The sequence below is a fragment of the Peribacillus sp. NPDC097895 genome, from assembly GCF_050277555.1.
Classification (GTDB): Bacteria; Bacillota; Bacilli; order Bacillales; family DSM-1321; genus Peribacillus.
On the sequence record NZ_JBNNSH010000005.1, the window covers coordinates 1 to 17,211 of the forward strand.

Sequence of the window (17,211 nt, forward strand, 5' to 3'; positions counted from 1 at the left end):
CCCTTAAAGGTCTGCCTGCTACATTGATGAAAGAAGCAAGTAATGTTCGCTATTTATCACACATCAAAGCCCTATTCAGCTTGGCTTATTAATTTATTGTAGTATGTGACATGCATTCATTGACATGTCCGCGGTAGAAGCCCTTTATTCCCGTTTTCACTCGGATAAAGGGCTTCTTTTTTATTGATTAATGAAGCACAAAAAAGGCGGGCACTCAATGAAGAGAACCCGCCTATATTTCACTCTACATTACTATGCTTGGAATAAGTCAGCTCGTGGCTTATGGACTGGGTTAATGAATAATCCAAGCATACTGCATCACACAAAACATGTACGCACTGATCAAACAATGAGCTTAACGGCTGGATGCTTTTCGTTTCATGTTCCAAGCGATTTTTCGTTGCAGCTGGAATCAACAAGATCTCATGAGAAACATGCGCTAAATCGGATTGATCATTCGTAGTGATGGAAATCACCCTGCATCCATTTTCCCTGCCTTTTTCCGCAACCGAAATCACACTCTTCGTCGAGCCGCTCCCGCTGATGGCTATGATTAGATCGCCTTTTGCTATAGAAGGCGTAATCGTTTCCCCGACTACATAAACATTCAAACCAAGATGCATCAATCGCATCGCAAAGGCTTTAGCCATGAAGCCCGACCTTCCTTCACCTACAATGAAAATCCTCGTCTCCGACTGCAAATGCTTTAGGAGCAAGTCCGTTGCCCCTTCATCCATTTTATGAAATACACCGTTCACTTCCTCTAAAATAACCGCGATTTCTTTTTTCAAACTTCATTCACACCTTTCTCTCTATTCATCGTTTCCTTAAAAAGACGGGCAGCTTCTGCTGGATCTTTTGCTTTTGTGATTGCCGAACCAATTATCATGACATCCGGGCCCTTCCTGATCATTTCAGGCAACGATGAAAGAGTGATCCCCCCTGCTGCCGCTCGCATGAATCCAGTATGATTTCTCATATTGATCATGACTTGATCCGTGTTCTCCTGGCTATCCTTGCTTACATGCTCACAGAATATAGCCTGATTGTAAACCCGTAATTGTTCAAGCCGGGAATCGGAAACATTCAATAAATCAATCATGATTCTCCCTTTGTATTCACGTGCTTTTTCCAGGCATTTTTGGATGGTTACATCAGTTGCAGCCCCCATCACTGTGGCTACATTTGCCCCGCCTTGAAAGCAAAGATCCATTTCGTAAGCCGCATTGTCCATCGTCTTCATGTCTGCAACGATTTTTTTATTAGGAAAATGATTTCTCATTTCTTTAATGCTATTCATGCCGAACTCTTTTATTAGGGAAGTGCCCACTTCAATCCAGTCAACCGAGGATTCAACTGTTCGGGCCATTTCAATGGCTTCTTCCATCTTCATTCGGTCCAATGCCAGCTGGATTATCATGACGAAACCACCTCCACTTGCATGACTGATGTAACCGCTGGCTTTTTAACCATCAATGTGAGTACCGCTGAAATCAATAAAGATCCCGCCATGAAAACATAGGATGCACCAGGCCCTCCAGTCAATCCATTTAAATATCCGACGAAATAGGCACCTACAAATGAACCAAGCGCCCCCATGCTATTAATCAGGGCCATTGCTCCGCCAGCCACATTCCGTGGAAGGATTTCTGGAATGATGGCAAAGAAAGGTCCATAAGGGGCATACATCGCACCGCCAGCAATAACCAACAGCGCATATGATAGCCAGAAATTCGATGTACCGATCATGAAGGAGCCGAAGAATGCGATTGCCCCAACAAGCAACGATGTCCAAACGAACGTTTTCCGATTTAATGTTTTATCCGAAAAATAGGATAACGCCAGCATCGAAATGACCGCTAACAAGTAAGGTCCGGATGAAAGCCAGCCCGTTGCCACGATATCCATATTTGACGCCTGCTTAATGATCGACGGCAGCCACATGACAAATCCATATACTCCAATGCTCCACATGAAGTATTGGATGCTGAGCAAGATGACTTGCTTTGACTTAAAAGCTTCTCTGTAATTTTTCACAGGTTTTAATGCTCTCTGTTCCTCTTGAAGGACAGATTCCATATCTTTCTTTTCTTGATCGGTGAGCCACTTGGCATCTTTGGGACGATCATTCACGACCTTATACCAAATGAACGCCCATAGGACAGCTGGGAGTCCTTCAATGATGAACAGCCATCTCCAGTCGAATGCCTTCAATAAGTAACCGGAAAGGATCGACATCCATAATACAGTAACAGGATTCCCCAGAATCAAAAAAGTGTTGGCCCGGGAACGTTCTTCTTTTAGGAACCAATGGCTAAGGAAAACGAGCATCGCGGGCATAACAGCGCTTTCAACAACACCTAACAAGAATCGAATTGGATAGAGCCATGCCACACTTGTTGCCATACCTGTCAAAGTAGCAAGCCCTCCCCAGAGAATCAAGCTCCAGAAGATAAGAATCTTTGCACTTTTCTTTTCTGCATAATGTGCGCCAGGAACTTGGAAAAAGAAATAACCAAGGAAAAACAGGGCAGCCAGAAAGGAAGAAACACCTGCTGTGATATTAAGGTCTTCCCCCATCCCTCCCGCTACACCAAACCCATAGTTGGCACGGTCGAGATAGGCAAGACTGTATGTGATGAACACTAAGGGGATTAATCTCATCCACCTTTTTCTTGAAGCAACCTGTAATTGAGAGGTTTTCATGATTGAAGCACTCCTTTTTTCATAAAGTGTTCTAGCTCTTCCCTATTAGGAAGTCCCTCATGATCTCCAGAAGACATCACGGCTTTTGCTCCTATCGCATTTCCCCGTACAACAGCATCTTCATATGAAGAGCCTTCCAATAATGCACTGATTACCCCGACAGCAAACCCATCTCCTGCTCCTACCGTATCGACCACTTTCGTGACAGCAAAACCCGGAACTTCTTTCCTTTCATTTTCTGTCGCAAAATATGCACCTTCTTCCCCGAGTTTAATCACCACAAGCTTAACCCCCCGTTCGAGATAGTAACTGGCAATATCCTCTTTGTTCCTGTATCCCGTAAGAATTTCACCCTCCTGCATTCCTGGAAGCAGCCAATCAGCCTCCTCTGCAAACCGATTGACGACGCTGATCATCTCCCTTTCATTCGACCAAAGTGAGGGACGGAGATTTGGATCGAATGATACCGTTACACCCATTTGTTTCATATGATTCAAGACTTGCCACGACAACTCTCTGAAACTGCTGGAAATGGCTGGAGGTATCCCCGTTAAATGAAGGTGCTTAGTTATAGGAAGCCGCTCCAGCGGAAAATCCTCCAGGGAAATCTTACTGGCGCTTGAATTCTTCCTGAAGTATTCAACGACCGGATCTCCTTTCTCGACCTTCGATTTCAGCTGGAATCCTGTTGGATTGAGCGCATCCACTAAAACATGAGCTACATCCACGCCTTCGTTTGTGAGCGTTTTCAAAATCATGCGTCCGAATGAATCATCTCCCACCTTGCTCATCCATGCCGTTCTGATTCCTAACCTTGACAGGCCAATGGCTACATTGGTTTCTGCCCCTGCCACATAACGTTCATAACGTAAGCAGTCTTCAAGGCTCCCTGGCTCATCCGCTATGAACATCGCCATTGCCTCTCCCATCGTCAATACTTTAAGCTCGTTCATGGCTAACCTCCTGTTCCATTTTCAAAAGTGAAATATAGGTTTCTATATTTTCCAAGGTTACTGGGAATTCAATTGCTACTGGACAAGTATCACTAAACCTTTCCAATAACTCCATTACCTCAGGCAGAAGCGGCATAGATACCGGCTTTGTCACCCATTCCCCTTTCACCCTCTTCACTTGCTTCAAATGAATGTAGGCTACATATCTCGCTAACTCTTGTGCTGCCTTCAATGGTACCTCTTCTGTATACAGCCAGTTGCCCGTATCAAACGTCAATTCTATCGGAATATCCAACTTTTCGGTACGGCTCAGGAAATGAGCGATTGTATTTACGTTTCCACCGCCAAGCGTTTGATCATTCTCGATCGTGATCTTTAATTCACCATTTTGCAGATTTCTCGCCAAGACCTCCTTCACTTGAGTCATATCCGTTTCCGTGAAGTCGTAGTGTCCTAGAGGCAGCTTTAACAATTTTGCCCCGAGTTCATCAGCTTCACTAACCAATTGCTTAAAGCCTTGTTCATTCATTTGAAGGTTAGATCCGATCAGGAATTCAGGTGCGGAATAATAAATGTCCAAGTTAAGCTCCCTGCAGAGGGTACCCAATTCTTTCAACGAATCATCCGGGCTCAATAGCTCTTTTCTGATTTCGATTCCATCTGCTCCAGCGTTTGCAATTGTTTTTATGATTTCAAGATGCCCGAGCGTTTGAACCCTTTCCATCGGTATTGAATTCATGCATACAAAGACTTTCATATTATTCCTCCTAATGAATGTGTTCTCACAAAATGGTACCGGTACCATTTTTGTGATTAATAAAGTCTTCCATGCTAAGAAGACTTATTTCTGTATATAAGGCGTCGTTTGTCTTACATTCAATTTCGCTTGATACGCCATTGTCTGGGCGGGGGAAACTTGTCCATTAATACGGCGCAAAATCATTTCCATGGCGGCGACCCCGATTTGGTATGTAGGCTGTTCAATCGTTGTAATGCCCGAATAAACAATGGCACTCCAATCTGGATTATCAAAGCCCATCATCGCTAAATCTCTAGGTACCGCCAATTTCTTTTCTTGTAAAAGTAAAATTAACTTTAATAGCACCACGCTATTTGCAGTCAATATCACACGTGATACACCTTCAGAATCATCTAAAAAATGCTGGAGCTTTGACTCGACATCATGTAAATCGTCGACATTTACCTCATACACATCTTTTGAACTTGGATGACTGTGGCTCATCAATGTTTGCTGAAAGGAAAGCCGCCGTTCATACCTCGTGCTAACCTTGCTTGCTGGTTCGCTGAAAAACGCAATTTTCTCATAATTTTGGCCAACCAGATAATTGACCGCTTGTGTAGTCGCCTGGATATTATCCAATCCTACAGTATCAATTTCAAGATCGGGCACTTTCCGATCCAGCAGGATGATCGGTGTCTTTTGGTCTTGCATCTGTTTTAACATGTCGTGATTTCCACCAGTCGTATGAATAATAAGCCCGTCGATTCGATGGGATAGAAGCATATCGAAATATCCTCTTTCCTTCTCCGGGTTATTATCCGAGTTGCAAATCATCAGATTATAACCATTTTGGCTGCATATATCTTCAGCCCCCCTAAGGATGGCCGTCGTATATGGATTGTTGATGTCCGCCACGATGATTCCAATCAAATAACTCTTATTGCTTTTGAGCCCTCTGGCCATGGTGTTTGGACGGTACTCCATTTGGTTGATTGCCAACTCGATTTTCTTACGTGTTTTGTCAGAGAGTTCATTATATCTCCCCCCTAAATAGCGGGAAACAGAAGTCTTGGAAACCCCCGCTTCTCTAGCGACATCGTAAATTGTAACTTTTGAATTTTCTCGTTTAATCATTTCATTCATCCATTCGCGAATTTTGGAACCGGTTCCATTTTTTATAAATATTAACACATTACCAATGAATGTCAATCGTTTTATTCATATTCCTGCCTTTTGATTTAAAATCAGGAAAAAGAGCTTTCCTTCCGGTCCGCTCATCCATTCTATAAATCTCTTGTCATCAGGCCCCCCTCCGAATCCCGTCTCCACTATTTTTATTAGCCCGTTTGTCATTAACTGACGCTCAAGTATGTGCGATACTGCATATCATAAAATTAACCTTAATAAAGGAGGGGTTTGTATGCCGAAAGGGAAAAAAGGAAAAGGCGGCTCATCTGGCAGCAGCAGTGGAAGCCATAGTAGCAGCCATAGTAGCAGCCATAGCCACAGTGGAAGTAAATCCACTGGACATAAATCTACTGGTAGCACTTCAACTTCAACTTCTACTTCTACTTCAAGTACATCCACTGGTAGTGGAAAAAAAAGAAGAAGATAGTTAAATCTTATCATGGTTCAACTTGATCATTCTCCGATTGATCAAGTTGAATTTTTTATTCATACCGATGTAATTTCAAACGAAAAATACCCTGCTCAAAATCATTTTGGATTGCCATAAAACAGCTTATAGAAGAGAGGAAGGTGAGTGTATGTCTTATCATATTCCATCTTATTTCTTAACGATAGAAGAAAAAGATTTAGAAAATTTACGTGCGGACGTATGGAGTAATGATTCCATTCCCGCTTATTTGAAAGTGGAAAACGACATTTTTGATATCGATATTGCCTATCGGGGCTCTTATACCCGTAAATTCCGGAAAAGATCCTATTGGATTGATTTCATCGAGCCAGAAAGATTCTTTGACGCCCATAAAATCCATCTCAATGCAGAATACAGAGATCCTTCCCTCATCCGCAATAAACTCTCACTCGATTTCTTCCAGGACCTTGGAGTTCTTTCCCCTAATAGCCAGCATATCAATTTATACCGAAATGGCTCTTGTAAAGGCGTTTATTTACAATTGGATTCTGTCGATGAGTTTTTTTTAGAAAAAAGAGGGCTTCCTGCAGGCCCCATTTATTATGCAGTCAACAATCATGCAAACTTTTCATTGGAAAGGGATGGGAAAGCTAAAGAATCCCTTGTGTCAGGCTATAAACAGGCGTTTGGTAAACCTGACGACGATGAATTCCTTATTGAATTGATCAAAAAAATCAATACCACCCCTCTTGCAAAATTTCCAGAAGTAATCTCGCAGCATCTTGATATCCATAAATACTTACACTGGCTGGTGGGAGCCGTCTGCACCATGAATAACGATGGTTTTACTCATAATTATGCACTATACCGTAATAGTGAAACGAAGTTATTTGAAATCATTCCTTGGGATTACGATGCCACTTGGGGACGCAAAGTCAGTGGCGGGATCATGGAGCACACATATGTCCCTATTGGAGGAAAACAGACAAATCACCTTAATAATCTGCTCTTGAGGGTTCCTGAATACCGTAAGTTCTACAAAGACCTCTTGGTTGAAACAATGGAAACCACATTCACCGTGGATCATATGGAAAATAAAGTATTATCACTGCACCAGGGTATACGCCCACACATCCTTCTTGATCCATATAAAAAGAATAAGGTTGATCTATTCGACAAAGAGCCGGAATTCATCTTCGAATTCATTCGCAAACGAAGTGATTACTTAAATAAGCACCTTGGTGACCTAGATGATACAAAACTGAAAGCCAAGCAGGAATGGAAAAAAGCAATTGAGGCCGTGTCACCAATCTGCATTAAAAATACAGGGAAATATGGCAGGGGCATATATGCGACAAGGGATATTAAAAAGGATGAACTCATTGAGGCCTCACCTGTCATCTTTTCACCGAAAAGCGATTGGAAATATTTAAAGAAAACATCACTCTTTTATCACTGTTTTCATTGGGGGGACGAAGATACTGCCATTGCCTTAGGAAATGGATCGCTATTCAATCATTCATACACTCCGAATGCGACGTTCGATAATAATTTAGAAGATTTAACGATAGACTTTTATGCACATAAAGATATAAAGGCCGGCGACGAGATCACGATCAATTACAACGGGGAAATTGATGATAAATCCGCTTTATGGTTTGATGTCATCGAATAGTGAATGTATCCCTTTTCACTTCTACTTTAAAAATGCTGCATTGTAATAAAAATTGCTTCAATAGAATTAAAAGAATCCATTTTGAAAAAGGAAGATCAAAATGGATTCTTTTTTGTGATTTTTGTATACAGTTTTATAAACGTTATTGCACCTATTCGGTATGCACGGGCATGTTAACTTTACATTTTCTTTGGCGCTGAAATTCCTAATAACCTTAGCGCATCCTTTAATACAATGGCTACGCAAAAAGCGAACGAAAGCTTCATTTGTTTCCACTCATCATCGACTAAAACTTTCGTATGTGCATAATACTTATTGAATGCACGTGATAACTGCAAGCTGAATTTCGCTATTTGTGATGGATCTGCTTGTTCAAATGATTTTTGAACAATGATCGGGAACTGCTCAAGCAGTTGGACGACAGACCACGCATACTCTCCTAATGCATCAAATTGGATTGCCTGTTCCCTAAATTCACCTTTTTCAAGCAATGATGAAATTCGTGCAAAGGTGTACTGCACATATGGTCCTGTTTCCCCCTCAAAATTCATCATTTGCTCTAATGAAAAGTCAATATCGTTCATGCGATAATTTTTTAAATCATTGAAGATTACCGCTCCGACACCGACCTGCTTCGCAACCACTTCTTTCTGTTCAAGCGCTTGATTTTTTTCTTCAATATTGCGCTTCGCTGTTTCAATTGCCTCTGCCAATACATCAGCAAGCAGCACAACTTTCCCTTTACGTGTCGACATTTTCTTACCGTCTTTTAACATCATGCCAAAAGCTACGTGTTGTAAATCTTTTGACCAATCATACTTCATTTTCTCAATGACGTTAAAAAGCTGTTTAAAGTGAAGTGATTGTTCGTTTCCTACAACATAAAATGTCTTCTTCGCATCATAATGTTTTTTACGATACATGGCTGCTGCTAAATCACGTGTGGCATACAGTGTCGCCCCGTCCGTTTTTGTAATCAAACAAGGAGGCATATCTTCCATTTCCACAACATAGGCTCCTTCGGATAAGGTAAGTAAGCCTTTTTCTTTTAGTTCCTCGACAACAGCTTCCATTTTGTCATTGTAAAACGCTTCGCCTGCATAGGAATCAAAACGAATGCCTAATAAATCATAAATCGTTTCAAATTCTTTTAGAGACGCATCCCTGAACCATTTCCATAACGCGCGTGCTTCTTCATCTCCATCCTCAAGTGATTTGAAGCTAGCCCGTGCTTGTTCGTTCAACGATTCATCCGTTTCTGCTCTTTCATGGAACTTCACATAAATTTTCAATAATTCTTGAATCGGGGAAGCTTCGATTGCCTCTTTGTCTCCCCACAGCTTATAAGCGACAATCAATTTACCAAATTGCGTGCCCCAATCCCCTAAATGATTAATACGCACGGCATTGTAGCCATTTTTTTCAGCGATGTTAGCCAGTGCATTCCCTATGACTGTTGAGCGTAAGTGCCCCATGGAAAACGGCTTAGCAATATTCGGGGATGAATAGTCAATCACGACATTCTCTTGTAGAGGCTGCTTTGAACCATACTGATCCTTTTCACTTAATATGGTTTGCAGCACATTTTCTGTCACCCTCTGTTGATTGACGAAGATATTTACATAACCGCCCACTACGTTCACTTCTTGAATCAAATTACTGTTTAATTGTTGGGCTATTTCAGCCGCAATCACTTGAGGTGATTTCCTTAGTTTTTTTGCAAGGGTGAAGCATGGAAATGCAACATCCCCTAATTCCGTGAATTTTGGCTTTTCCATTAATTTTTCTATTTCACTTGCTGGCAATTCATTGTGTAATGCAGTTGATATTAATGTTGCAATTGGTTTATTCATCGTCATTTCCCTCCTAAACAAAAAAGCTCCCGTCTCTAAATAAGAGACGAGAGCATAGATTCCCGTGGTACCACTCTAGTTGCCACAAATTGTGACCACTTTCCATTGTTAACGAGGTGACTCCCCGATGTTCTCTACTTAACGTTTCAAGAAATTTCTCCAAAGTGCGCTTCATTCATTTGTCCTGCATTAGGCTCACACCATCCCTAACTCGCTTTCCATTTCATAATGAACTACTCTCTTTATCACAGAATTTTCAATATATAATTTAATTTATAGTACACAATTTAAAAAAACGTGTCAACATCATATAGATGAACTTCTATAAAGAATGTTCATCCCTAACCTGCTGGTAACTTCATTTTTTCCTTGATGGTGGAAAAATATTTTCTTACGGTCCCAATTGTGTTACTTGGCCGATCAGATGGTTCAATTGTGGTTTGACCATTGGCTAACAGACCTAACACTCCCATTTCCCGTTGTTTATTGTTTGAAGCATCATCAATAAGCTCGGGCGAGTATATTCGCTTGCCGTCCATTATGCCGCGAATCGAGCAGGCTAACTCGTCACTTGGGCTATCCTTCAATAAAAAGCCGCTTACATTGGCATTTAAAGCACGCTGAAAATAACCAGTTCTTCGAAAAGTCGTTAAAATGATTACTTTATACTCAAATGACTTCAAAGCTTCGGCAGCCTCAAGTCCGCTCCTTACAGGCATCTCCATATCCATAATACAAATATCCGGCTGTAAACGATGTATAAGAGCAATTGCTTCGTCTCCATTACTGGCTTTCCCGACAATTTCTATATCTTCTTCAAGATTGAGTAGAGAACTAATTGCCTCTAACAGCATTTCCTGATTCTCTGCAATGACAACTCGAATCATTTTAAGTTCTCTCCTTTATCGAATCGCTTATATGAAGCAAAGACTCCCCCAAATCCTAGGATTATGAAGAGAGTCTGGAATGGAAAAATTATAGTTCAGATTTCACTTGAACGGAAACACTTTTTTTCGTTAAATACTTTAAGTCTTTAAAGCCCACAAAATTCTTGTTTTTCTCATCCCACAAGCGGAAACGGAGCGACTGTAAGCTTGTAGCAAGAGTAATCGTTGGTACGTTCTTTAAAGGCTCTGTATTATTATGTGCATTTTCCAGTTTATAGTTAGGTACCCTTGGACTTAAATGGTGAACATGATGGTAACCGATATTCCCAGTAAGAAACTGCATGAGTTTTGGGAGCTTATAAAAAGAACTACCTTCCACTGCTGCTAACACATATTCCCACTCCTCATTTTCTTCGAAATAAGAGTCCTCAAATGTGTGCTGGACGTAAAACAGCCAAATGCCCACTGAACCAGAAATCATGAAAATGGAACCTTGTACCAGAAGGAACGACTGCCAGCCTACTGCCAGGCAAAGCAATGCCACTAAAACAACGATTAATGCATTCGTCAAATACGTATTCATTTTTTCCTTCTTTCTAGCACCTTTCCGGTTAAATCTATTTTTAAGAAGGAAAACATAAATTGGTCCCAAACCAAACATAACCAATGGATTGCGATAAAAACGGTAGGCAAAACGAAGTTTAAGCGGTGCAGCCAAATATTCATCCACCGTTAGGGTCCAAATATCCCCTGTACCCCGCTTATCCAAATTACCGCTTGTTGCGTGATGCACAGAATGCTCATGTCCCCACTGATCAAACGGGAATAAAGTCAAAACACCCATGATCGTACCGACTACTCTATTCGCACGGCGGCTTTTGAAAAATGAATGATGCGTACAATCATGGAAAATAATGAATATTCTTGTCAAGAAACCAGCAGCCAACACAGCTGGAACTAACGTTAACCAATAAGAAACGGAAAGACTTATATATGCTAGGTACCATAAAATAATGAACGGCCCCAAGGTATTGATGATCTGCCATATACTTTCCTTTGTCGTTGATTGTTCAAAAGGAGCAATTTGTTTTCTCAAGTTTTTCGTATTTTGCACGGTCATTAGTCAATTGCACTTCCTTTTATTTGTCGTTATTTCATATTATAAGGAAAACACCCTGATATTATTAGTACCAGGTGTCATGACTAGAAGATGACAAATGTCATGTACAAGTATTTTCAACGGAAAACCCTACCAAAAAATAAAAAAAGGCCAAGACTGGCTCTTTTAATCGGTTAAAATCCGATTATTTGCCCATACATTACAATCATAAAACTGTCATGCAAAATGTTACTCCCCTTCGTCATATAAGGTATAAATCTAACAAATTAACCATCCTATGCAGAATAATTCGTCCTACACCCAAGATCATTCGTCTCCCGCACGAATATTCCATCCTACATCCGCGGATTAATTCAACCTACACTGGAGAGAGTTAAAAAATCCCTTTCCACAAAGTACCTCTATTTTATAGCGAGTCCTCATAGTAAACTAGTAAAGTTAAAATTGACAATATTTAAGGAGAATAAAATAATAGTGAAAAAATTCTTTGGATGTCTTATTATGTTCTGCCTTCTTTGTATTTGTCTCTTTCCAACCAGTGGTAAAGCATCAAGTAATACCCTTTACATTGGTTCTGTTAAAGCGGGCACTACAAAGGTTTATAGTTCTCCTAAACTAGGTTCCACTATACTAAAGACCTTAAAAAAGGGCGAGGAGTTTCCCATCACTTCTTCTGTCGTTGGGGATTCTGCGATGCCTATTATACATAAAGTAAAAACTGGAAACACATTATGGAAAGTAGCAAATCAATATGGAGTTTCAGTAAGTGAGTTACAGAAAGAAAACAAATTAACCTCTTTGGAAATTACTGTTGGCCAAAACCTGAAGATTCCCCAAAAATATAAGGTTCATAAGGTTGTATCAGGAGATACATTATGGAAGATTTCTTCTAAATATGAGGTAACTACAAGTGATTTGACGAAATTAAATAACTTACGAACAGTTACCCTTAAAGTTGGTCAAAAATTGAAGATTCCCGATTATTACTACCAGGTTCAATTGCTTGGTGGTAAAAAGGGATGGATAAAGAAATCTCTACTTCAAAAAAAGAAGCAAAGCCTTATCGTCATGGGCTGGAAGCATAATGGATCGAAAGAAAACTACACCCAACAACTTAAACAACCCAATTTAAATGTAGTATCTCCTCGTTCCTATACGCTGAAGGATTCCGGTAATTTCGTTTCCGCTTCTGTAGATACGAATTACGTTCAATCCGCTCATAAACAAGGAAAACAAGTTTGGCAACTTATCGGTAATCAATTCGACCCTGTTTTAACAGGTTCTATACTAGGCAATACTAAAAAACGCCAGAAATTAGTTTCAGCTTTACGTGATTCGCTTGTTAAAACTAAAAGTGATGGAATAAATGTAGATTTTGAAAACATCGATCCAAAAAATAAGAAGGACTTTGTACTTTTCATAGGCGAACTAAAAAAGGCACTAAAACCGCATGGAATTAAAGTATCTGTGGATGTCACCCGAGAAAATGAAGACCCTTTTTGGTCAAAAAGTCTTGATAGGAAAGCTCTTGGTAAAATAGCGGATTATATAATCATAATGGGTTATGACGAACATTGGGGAGGGAGCCCAGTAGCCGGATCCGTTTCCTCGTTACCTTGGATCAAAGAAGGAACGAAGCTTTTAATGAAAGAAGTTCCTGCCCATAAGATCATATTGGCTGTACCATTTTATACGAGAGAATGGGTAACCGATTTATCGACCAAAAAAGTGAAAAGTCATGACCGTACCATGGCTGAGGTCAACAAAATCATTTCATCTCATAAGCTTAAAAAGGTATGGGATAAAAAGACCCAACAAAATTACGTGGAGTATACTTCCAAAGGGAAAAAGCATCAAATATGGATAGAAGATAAAAAATCGATGAAGCTCCGTATTGACCTGGTCAAACAAAATCATCTAGGCGGTGTATCTGCTTGGTACATTGGATCAGAAACCCCTGACATTTGGGATGTCTATCATTTTAATCAATAGATTGATACCTATTATTATATAAAGAAAAAAGGCCTCACATGGTGTGCGGCCTTTTTTGCATGACATCATTTTCAGTCGGTCCTGTCGTCTTAAGTGAATAGAGCACCCCAATAAATATCAATGAAATACCCAAGATTTGAATCCTGTCCGGTTGAAATCCTGAAAGCAGAATATCCAAAAGGATGGCCACTGCCGGATCCACAAAAATCATGAAAGATACTACATTTGTAGGCAAGTGGCGGATACTATAAAAAAACAGAAGATACACGACGCCTGTATGGATGATGCCAGTTAGTACCGTATAATACCATTCGGAAGATTTTAGCGTTGTATATACTGAAAAATCGACAAAAGGAAGCAGTAATAGAAATCCAATGAACATTTGCAGAAAAGTGGTGGCAAATACACTGGTCTTTGTAATGCTCTTTCCTAAAAGCATGGTTGCCGCGTAGAAAAATGCAGCAATGATTCCATAAATGATACCTTCCCATTCAGGAGTTGATGATCGGAATCCATCTGTTCCCATAATGAATAATGTGCCAATGAAGCAAAGTGCAATTGCCAGGAGGGAGAATAAACTCATTTTCTCCCTGAAGATGAAGCTCCCTATGATGAGTACAATGATCGGGGCTATATGATAGATTGAAATAGCAATTGTCACGGATATCAGTTCGAAAGATTTAAAGAGGAATATCCAGTTTAACAAGTTGGACATGGCGCAGAAAATGCTGAGCATTACCTCTCTGAAATTCCAAATTTCGTTCTTGAAATGTCCTGTAATCATCCATGCTGCACATAAGAATATCGCAGCACAAATGCAGCGAACAAAAACCAATTCCAATGCAGGAAGTCCTGAGAGCTCTGAAAAAAAACCGACAGAACCAAAGATTGTCATGGCTAGAGACAGTTGAAGAAGTGCTATTTTATTCATTTAATTTCCCCTCATGAAATTTACCATTTTATTCATAATATCATTTCTCGGGCATGCCGTCACGAGTGATGATATTCGCCCACATTTGGTCTGGAATCACTAATGTACACCTGCTTTCGCGCGGCAAGGTTGTCATGATCTCGCCTTCCCTACCTTCCTTTATTTTGGTGGCCCAGTCCGGTTCCATCAGTAATTCTCTTCCTAATGCGAAAAGCGGTATATTTTTCTCAAGCACAGCATTTGCTTCCTCAGGAGTATGAATTGATCCGAGAGAAATGAAACTTGTTCTGCCGGCGATGATATTGCGGAAGATTTCTGTCCTTGACAATCCTCTGTTAGCCCCACTTCTAGGGATCGACCAGACATTTTTAACGGAAAGATGTAAATAGGAAAGCTCTTGGCTTGCCAATTTATCTACCAATAAAGCTGTGTCATTCATTTTCATTCCATTCTCTTCGGGTTCTTCAGGGGAGAAGCGATACCCGATAATGAAATCTTTGTCTGCGTATAGATCACGGATCCGCTTCACTTCCCCGATGACGGCAAGTGGAAAATGCATTCTATTCTCTAAACTCCCACCCCATTGATCTTTCCTTCTGTTTGAGTGTGGGGAGAAAAACTGCTGAAGGAGATAACCATTCGCACCATGGATTTCCACACCGTCGAACCCTGAACGAATGGCATGGCGGGTGGCTCTTCCAAAGTCTTGAATAGTGGATAGAATCTCAGTGTGACTCATTGTCCTTGGAATGTATTCCCCGCCCATTTCTTTATAAACGCTTGCAATGATGCCACTCGGACTAACCATTTTTTCTCCGCCTATACAGCTTGGAAGGCTCTCGCTTCCGCCATGATGAAGCTGGAGAATGGCTTTTGCACCTTTTGATTTAATCGTTTTTGAAAGCTGTGTGAGTCCAGCGATGCTTTGTTCATCATATACTTTCATTTGCCGTGGAAAGCTTGTAGAAACAGGGGAAATGGCGGCAGCGGCAGTAATGAACATGGCAGGTCCATCCGCCCTTCTTCTGTAGTAAGCTAGCTCCTCGTCAGAAACCAAGCCATCCTCTTGACCTGAATAAGTGGTCATGGGTGCAACTACAATCCTATTTTTAAGAACCGTTCCATTCGTAAGCGTGTACGGTGAAAAAATTTGCTCGTATTTCCGTTTCATCATGTTTCCATCACCCATTCGTATTTTATTTTTGTAATTTTATTGTATTCTCGGCCTTACCATAAGTAAAATGAATGTTTTTCATCACTTGAATTAGAGTTTCTCATGTATAATCAAATCAATAACAGAAGAAAGGTGTGGGCCATATGAATTTTTTTCAGCTGGAAGTCTTTTTACATGTTGTTGAACACGGAAGTTTTACGAAAGCGGGAGACCGGATCGGACTGACTCAATCAGGGGTGAGCCATAACATGACAGCGCTTGAAACGGAGCTTGGTGTGACTTTATTAAAACGCGATCGAAAGGGTATAACACTCACGACTGCGGGAGAACAGGTAATTCCACATATGCGGGCCATCGCTGCCAACCTTGCACATATCGAACAAAAGATTGCAGCTGTGAATGGAATGGATATCGGAAAAATAACGATTGGCAGTTTTCCAAGCTTCACTGCCAGATTCATACCGCAGCTATTCTCTACCTTTAAAGAAAAATTCCCTAATATTGATTTGCAGATTTATGAAGGGGGATATGACGAAATCTTAAAATGGATCGAAGAAGGAACAGTGGACATCGGCTTTGCAGCCAAACCAGTGAAGAACGTTGAATTCATCCATCTGCTAACAGATCCTTTATCAGCTGTCGTATACGAAGGCCATCCACTTTCAGGGAAAACCGTAATTAACCTAGAAGATTTCGTTGATGAACCATTCATCATGTTGCGATCTGGCTGTGAAACACTCATAGAAGATAGATTTCTTGAAGCCAAGATCCAACCAAACATTTCATACGATATGAAAGACAATCAAACGGTGCTATCAATGGTAACAGGAAAATTAGGCATCACAATAATGCCCGATCTTGCTTTACCGGAAAAACCAGAACGTTTCCAAAGCCTGCCCTTGAACCCGGAACTTTCCCGTGAGATTGGATTGGTCATGAAATCATCCAAAAACCTTTCACCCGTCGCAAAGGAATTTTCAAAAGTCGTTCAAGGCCATTTCATCGGGTAATGAGCTGACATTATGAAAATAACAAGAAACCCCTTTTCAGAAAAAGGGGATTCTTTTCGTGCAATTGATCATCCAAAGAATAAATCCAGCAGATTACTGCCTGCAGATGATTGCTTATTATAAAACTCCGAATAACCGCACTGCTTGCAATACACAACCGTAAATTGATTATTCTGGACATCGAACATTTTTGACAATCCTGTTCCTGTCATGGCTACATCCTTCTTAGCAGCATCATTGCTTCCGCATTTCATGCATCCTTTTTCATTCATGATCCTTCATCTCCCAATCTATAAATAATAACGCCTATAAATACCGGAGCTTCCCAGCACCGTTCATAATGAAATATACGGATAAAGTGATAAATGGTTTCGGAACTAGTTCCGAAATATGTAAATTTTATTGAGTACTGTTTTTATTGGCTGCCTTTTTTATTACGATTAGATTTTATGGTTATCGGCACGTAGGTCGGATTATTCCATGTATAGGTCGAATTACCGAAGTATAGGACGAATTATCAGCATATAGGTCGAATTATTAGCGCGTAGGTCGAATTTTTCAACACGTTTGC

General features: G+C 40.6%; 17 protein-coding genes, 1 pseudogene and 1 other annotated feature. Of the genes and pseudogenes, 6 read left to right on the forward strand and 12 right to left on the reverse strand.

Features of this window, described 5'->3' with window-relative positions; translation table 11 throughout:
• Nucleotides 1-92 (forward strand): hypothetical protein (locus tag ACQKMH_RS21155; RefSeq protein ID WP_397330413.1); only part of this gene is annotated, 92 nt, incomplete at its 5' end.
• Nucleotides 93-239: 147 nt separating this feature from the next.
• Here the strand turns inward: ACQKMH_RS21155 and hxlB are convergent.
• The 6 genes from hxlB to ACQKMH_RS21185 all read right to left on the reverse strand — a co-directional run bounded on the left by hxlB (nt 240) and on the right by ACQKMH_RS21185 (nt 5,535).
• Nucleotides 240-791, reverse strand: coding sequence for a 6-phospho-3-hexuloisomerase (gene hxlB, locus ACQKMH_RS21160; RefSeq protein WP_144529919.1), 552 nt, complete (start codon nt 789-791; stop codon nt 240-242).
• Nucleotides 788-1,420 (reverse strand): 3-hexulose-6-phosphate synthase, encoded by a 633-nt coding sequence (gene hxlA / locus ACQKMH_RS21165; protein WP_427589383.1) that lies wholly within the window; start codon nt 1,418-1,420, stop codon nt 788-790. The genes hxlB and hxlA overlap by 4 nt, the downstream gene beginning before the upstream one ends.
• On the reverse strand, nt 1,417-2,706 hold the full coding sequence (locus tag ACQKMH_RS21170) for an MFS transporter (protein ID WP_427589384.1): 1,290 nt from the start codon (nt 2,704-2,706) through the stop codon (nt 1,417-1,419). Before ACQKMH_RS21170 ends, hxlA begins: the two co-directional genes overlap by 4 nt.
• Nucleotides 2,703-3,659 carry a sugar kinase gene (locus ACQKMH_RS21175; RefSeq protein WP_144529916.1) on the reverse strand — a complete coding sequence of 319 codons (957 nt, stop codon included), beginning with the start codon at nt 3,657-3,659 and terminating at the stop codon, nt 2,703-2,705. Before ACQKMH_RS21175 ends, ACQKMH_RS21170 begins: the two co-directional genes overlap by 4 nt.
• A complete protein-coding gene (locus tag ACQKMH_RS21180; protein ID WP_427589385.1) occupies nt 3,646-4,416 on the reverse strand; it encodes a sugar phosphate isomerase/epimerase family protein in 771 nt (256 codons plus the stop codon). The genes ACQKMH_RS21175 and ACQKMH_RS21180 overlap by 14 nt, the downstream gene beginning before the upstream one ends.
• 84 nt (nt 4,417-4,500) lie before the next feature.
• Nucleotides 4,501-5,535 (reverse strand): LacI family DNA-binding transcriptional regulator, encoded by a 1,035-nt coding sequence (locus ACQKMH_RS21185; RefSeq protein ID WP_427589386.1) that lies wholly within the window; start codon nt 5,533-5,535, stop codon nt 4,501-4,503.
• A 286-nt stretch (nt 5,536-5,821) separates the two neighbouring features.
• On the opposite strand from ACQKMH_RS21185, the gene ACQKMH_RS21190 reads away from it, so the two are divergent.
• The 3 genes and pseudogenes from ACQKMH_RS21190 to ACQKMH_RS21200 all read left to right on the forward strand — a co-directional run bounded on the left by ACQKMH_RS21190 (nt 5,822) and on the right by ACQKMH_RS21200 (nt 7,673).
• Nucleotides 5,822-6,016, forward strand: coding sequence for a hypothetical protein (locus ACQKMH_RS21190; RefSeq protein ID WP_427589387.1), 195 nt, complete (start codon nt 5,822-5,824; stop codon nt 6,014-6,016).
• A gap of 151 nt (nt 6,017-6,167) precedes the next feature.
• Nucleotides 6,168-7,247: pseudogene (locus ACQKMH_RS21195) on the forward strand (CotH kinase family protein); the annotation flags it as partial.
• A 51-nt stretch (nt 7,248-7,298) separates the two neighbouring features.
• Nucleotides 7,299-7,673 (forward strand): SET domain-containing protein, encoded by a 375-nt coding sequence (locus ACQKMH_RS21200; protein ID WP_427589594.1) that lies wholly within the window; start codon nt 7,299-7,301, stop codon nt 7,671-7,673.
• A gap of 179 nt (nt 7,674-7,852) precedes the next feature.
• Here ACQKMH_RS21200 and argS read toward each other — a convergent pair whose 3' ends face one another.
• The 3 genes from argS to ACQKMH_RS21215 all read right to left on the reverse strand — a co-directional run bounded on the left by argS (nt 7,853) and on the right by ACQKMH_RS21215 (nt 11,533).
• On the reverse strand, nt 7,853-9,532 hold the full coding sequence (gene argS / locus ACQKMH_RS21205) for an arginine--tRNA ligase (protein WP_427589388.1): 1,680 nt from the start codon (nt 9,530-9,532) through the stop codon (nt 7,853-7,855).
• 33 nt (nt 9,533-9,565) lie between these two features.
• Nucleotides 9,566-9,784 (reverse strand) — a binding site (T-box leader).
• An 83-nt stretch (nt 9,785-9,867) separates the two neighbouring features.
• Nucleotides 9,868-10,413 carry a response regulator gene (locus tag ACQKMH_RS21210; RefSeq protein WP_427589389.1) on the reverse strand — a complete coding sequence of 182 codons (546 nt, stop codon included), beginning with the start codon at nt 10,411-10,413 and terminating at the stop codon, nt 9,868-9,870.
• Nucleotides 10,414-10,501: 88 nt separating this feature from the next.
• Entirely contained in the window at nt 10,502-11,533 is a 1,032-nt protein-coding gene (locus ACQKMH_RS21215) for a fatty acid desaturase (protein ID WP_427589390.1), read from the reverse strand.
• 693 nt (nt 11,534-12,226) lie between these two features.
• On the opposite strand from ACQKMH_RS21215, the gene ACQKMH_RS21220 reads away from it, so the two are divergent.
• On the forward strand, nt 12,227-13,525 hold the full coding sequence (locus ACQKMH_RS21220) for a LysM peptidoglycan-binding domain-containing protein (protein ID WP_427589391.1): 1,299 nt from the start codon (nt 12,227-12,229) through the stop codon (nt 13,523-13,525).
• 34 nt (nt 13,526-13,559) lie between these two features.
• Here ACQKMH_RS21220 and ACQKMH_RS21225 read toward each other — a convergent pair whose 3' ends face one another.
• Complete coding sequence (locus ACQKMH_RS21225; protein WP_427589392.1) at nt 13,560-14,456, reverse strand: DMT family transporter; 897 nt, start codon at nt 14,454-14,456, stop codon at nt 13,560-13,562.
• A 40-nt stretch (nt 14,457-14,496) separates the two neighbouring features.
• On the reverse strand, nt 14,497-15,630 hold the full coding sequence (locus ACQKMH_RS21230) for an NADH-dependent flavin oxidoreductase (RefSeq protein WP_427589393.1): 1,134 nt from the start codon (nt 15,628-15,630) through the stop codon (nt 14,497-14,499).
• Nucleotides 15,631-15,773: 143 nt separating this feature from the next.
• Here ACQKMH_RS21230 and ACQKMH_RS21235 point away from each other — a divergent pair, with 143 nt between their 5' ends.
• Entirely contained in the window at nt 15,774-16,640 is an 867-nt protein-coding gene (locus tag ACQKMH_RS21235) for a LysR family transcriptional regulator (protein ID WP_427589394.1), read from the forward strand.
• 68 nt (nt 16,641-16,708) lie between these two features.
• On the opposite strand, the gene ACQKMH_RS21240 is transcribed toward ACQKMH_RS21235, so the two are convergent.
• A complete protein-coding gene (locus ACQKMH_RS21240) occupies nt 16,709-16,912 on the reverse strand; it encodes a zinc ribbon domain-containing protein (RefSeq protein WP_207440333.1) in 204 nt (67 codons plus the stop codon).
• Nucleotides 16,913-17,211: the final 299 nt, after the last annotated feature.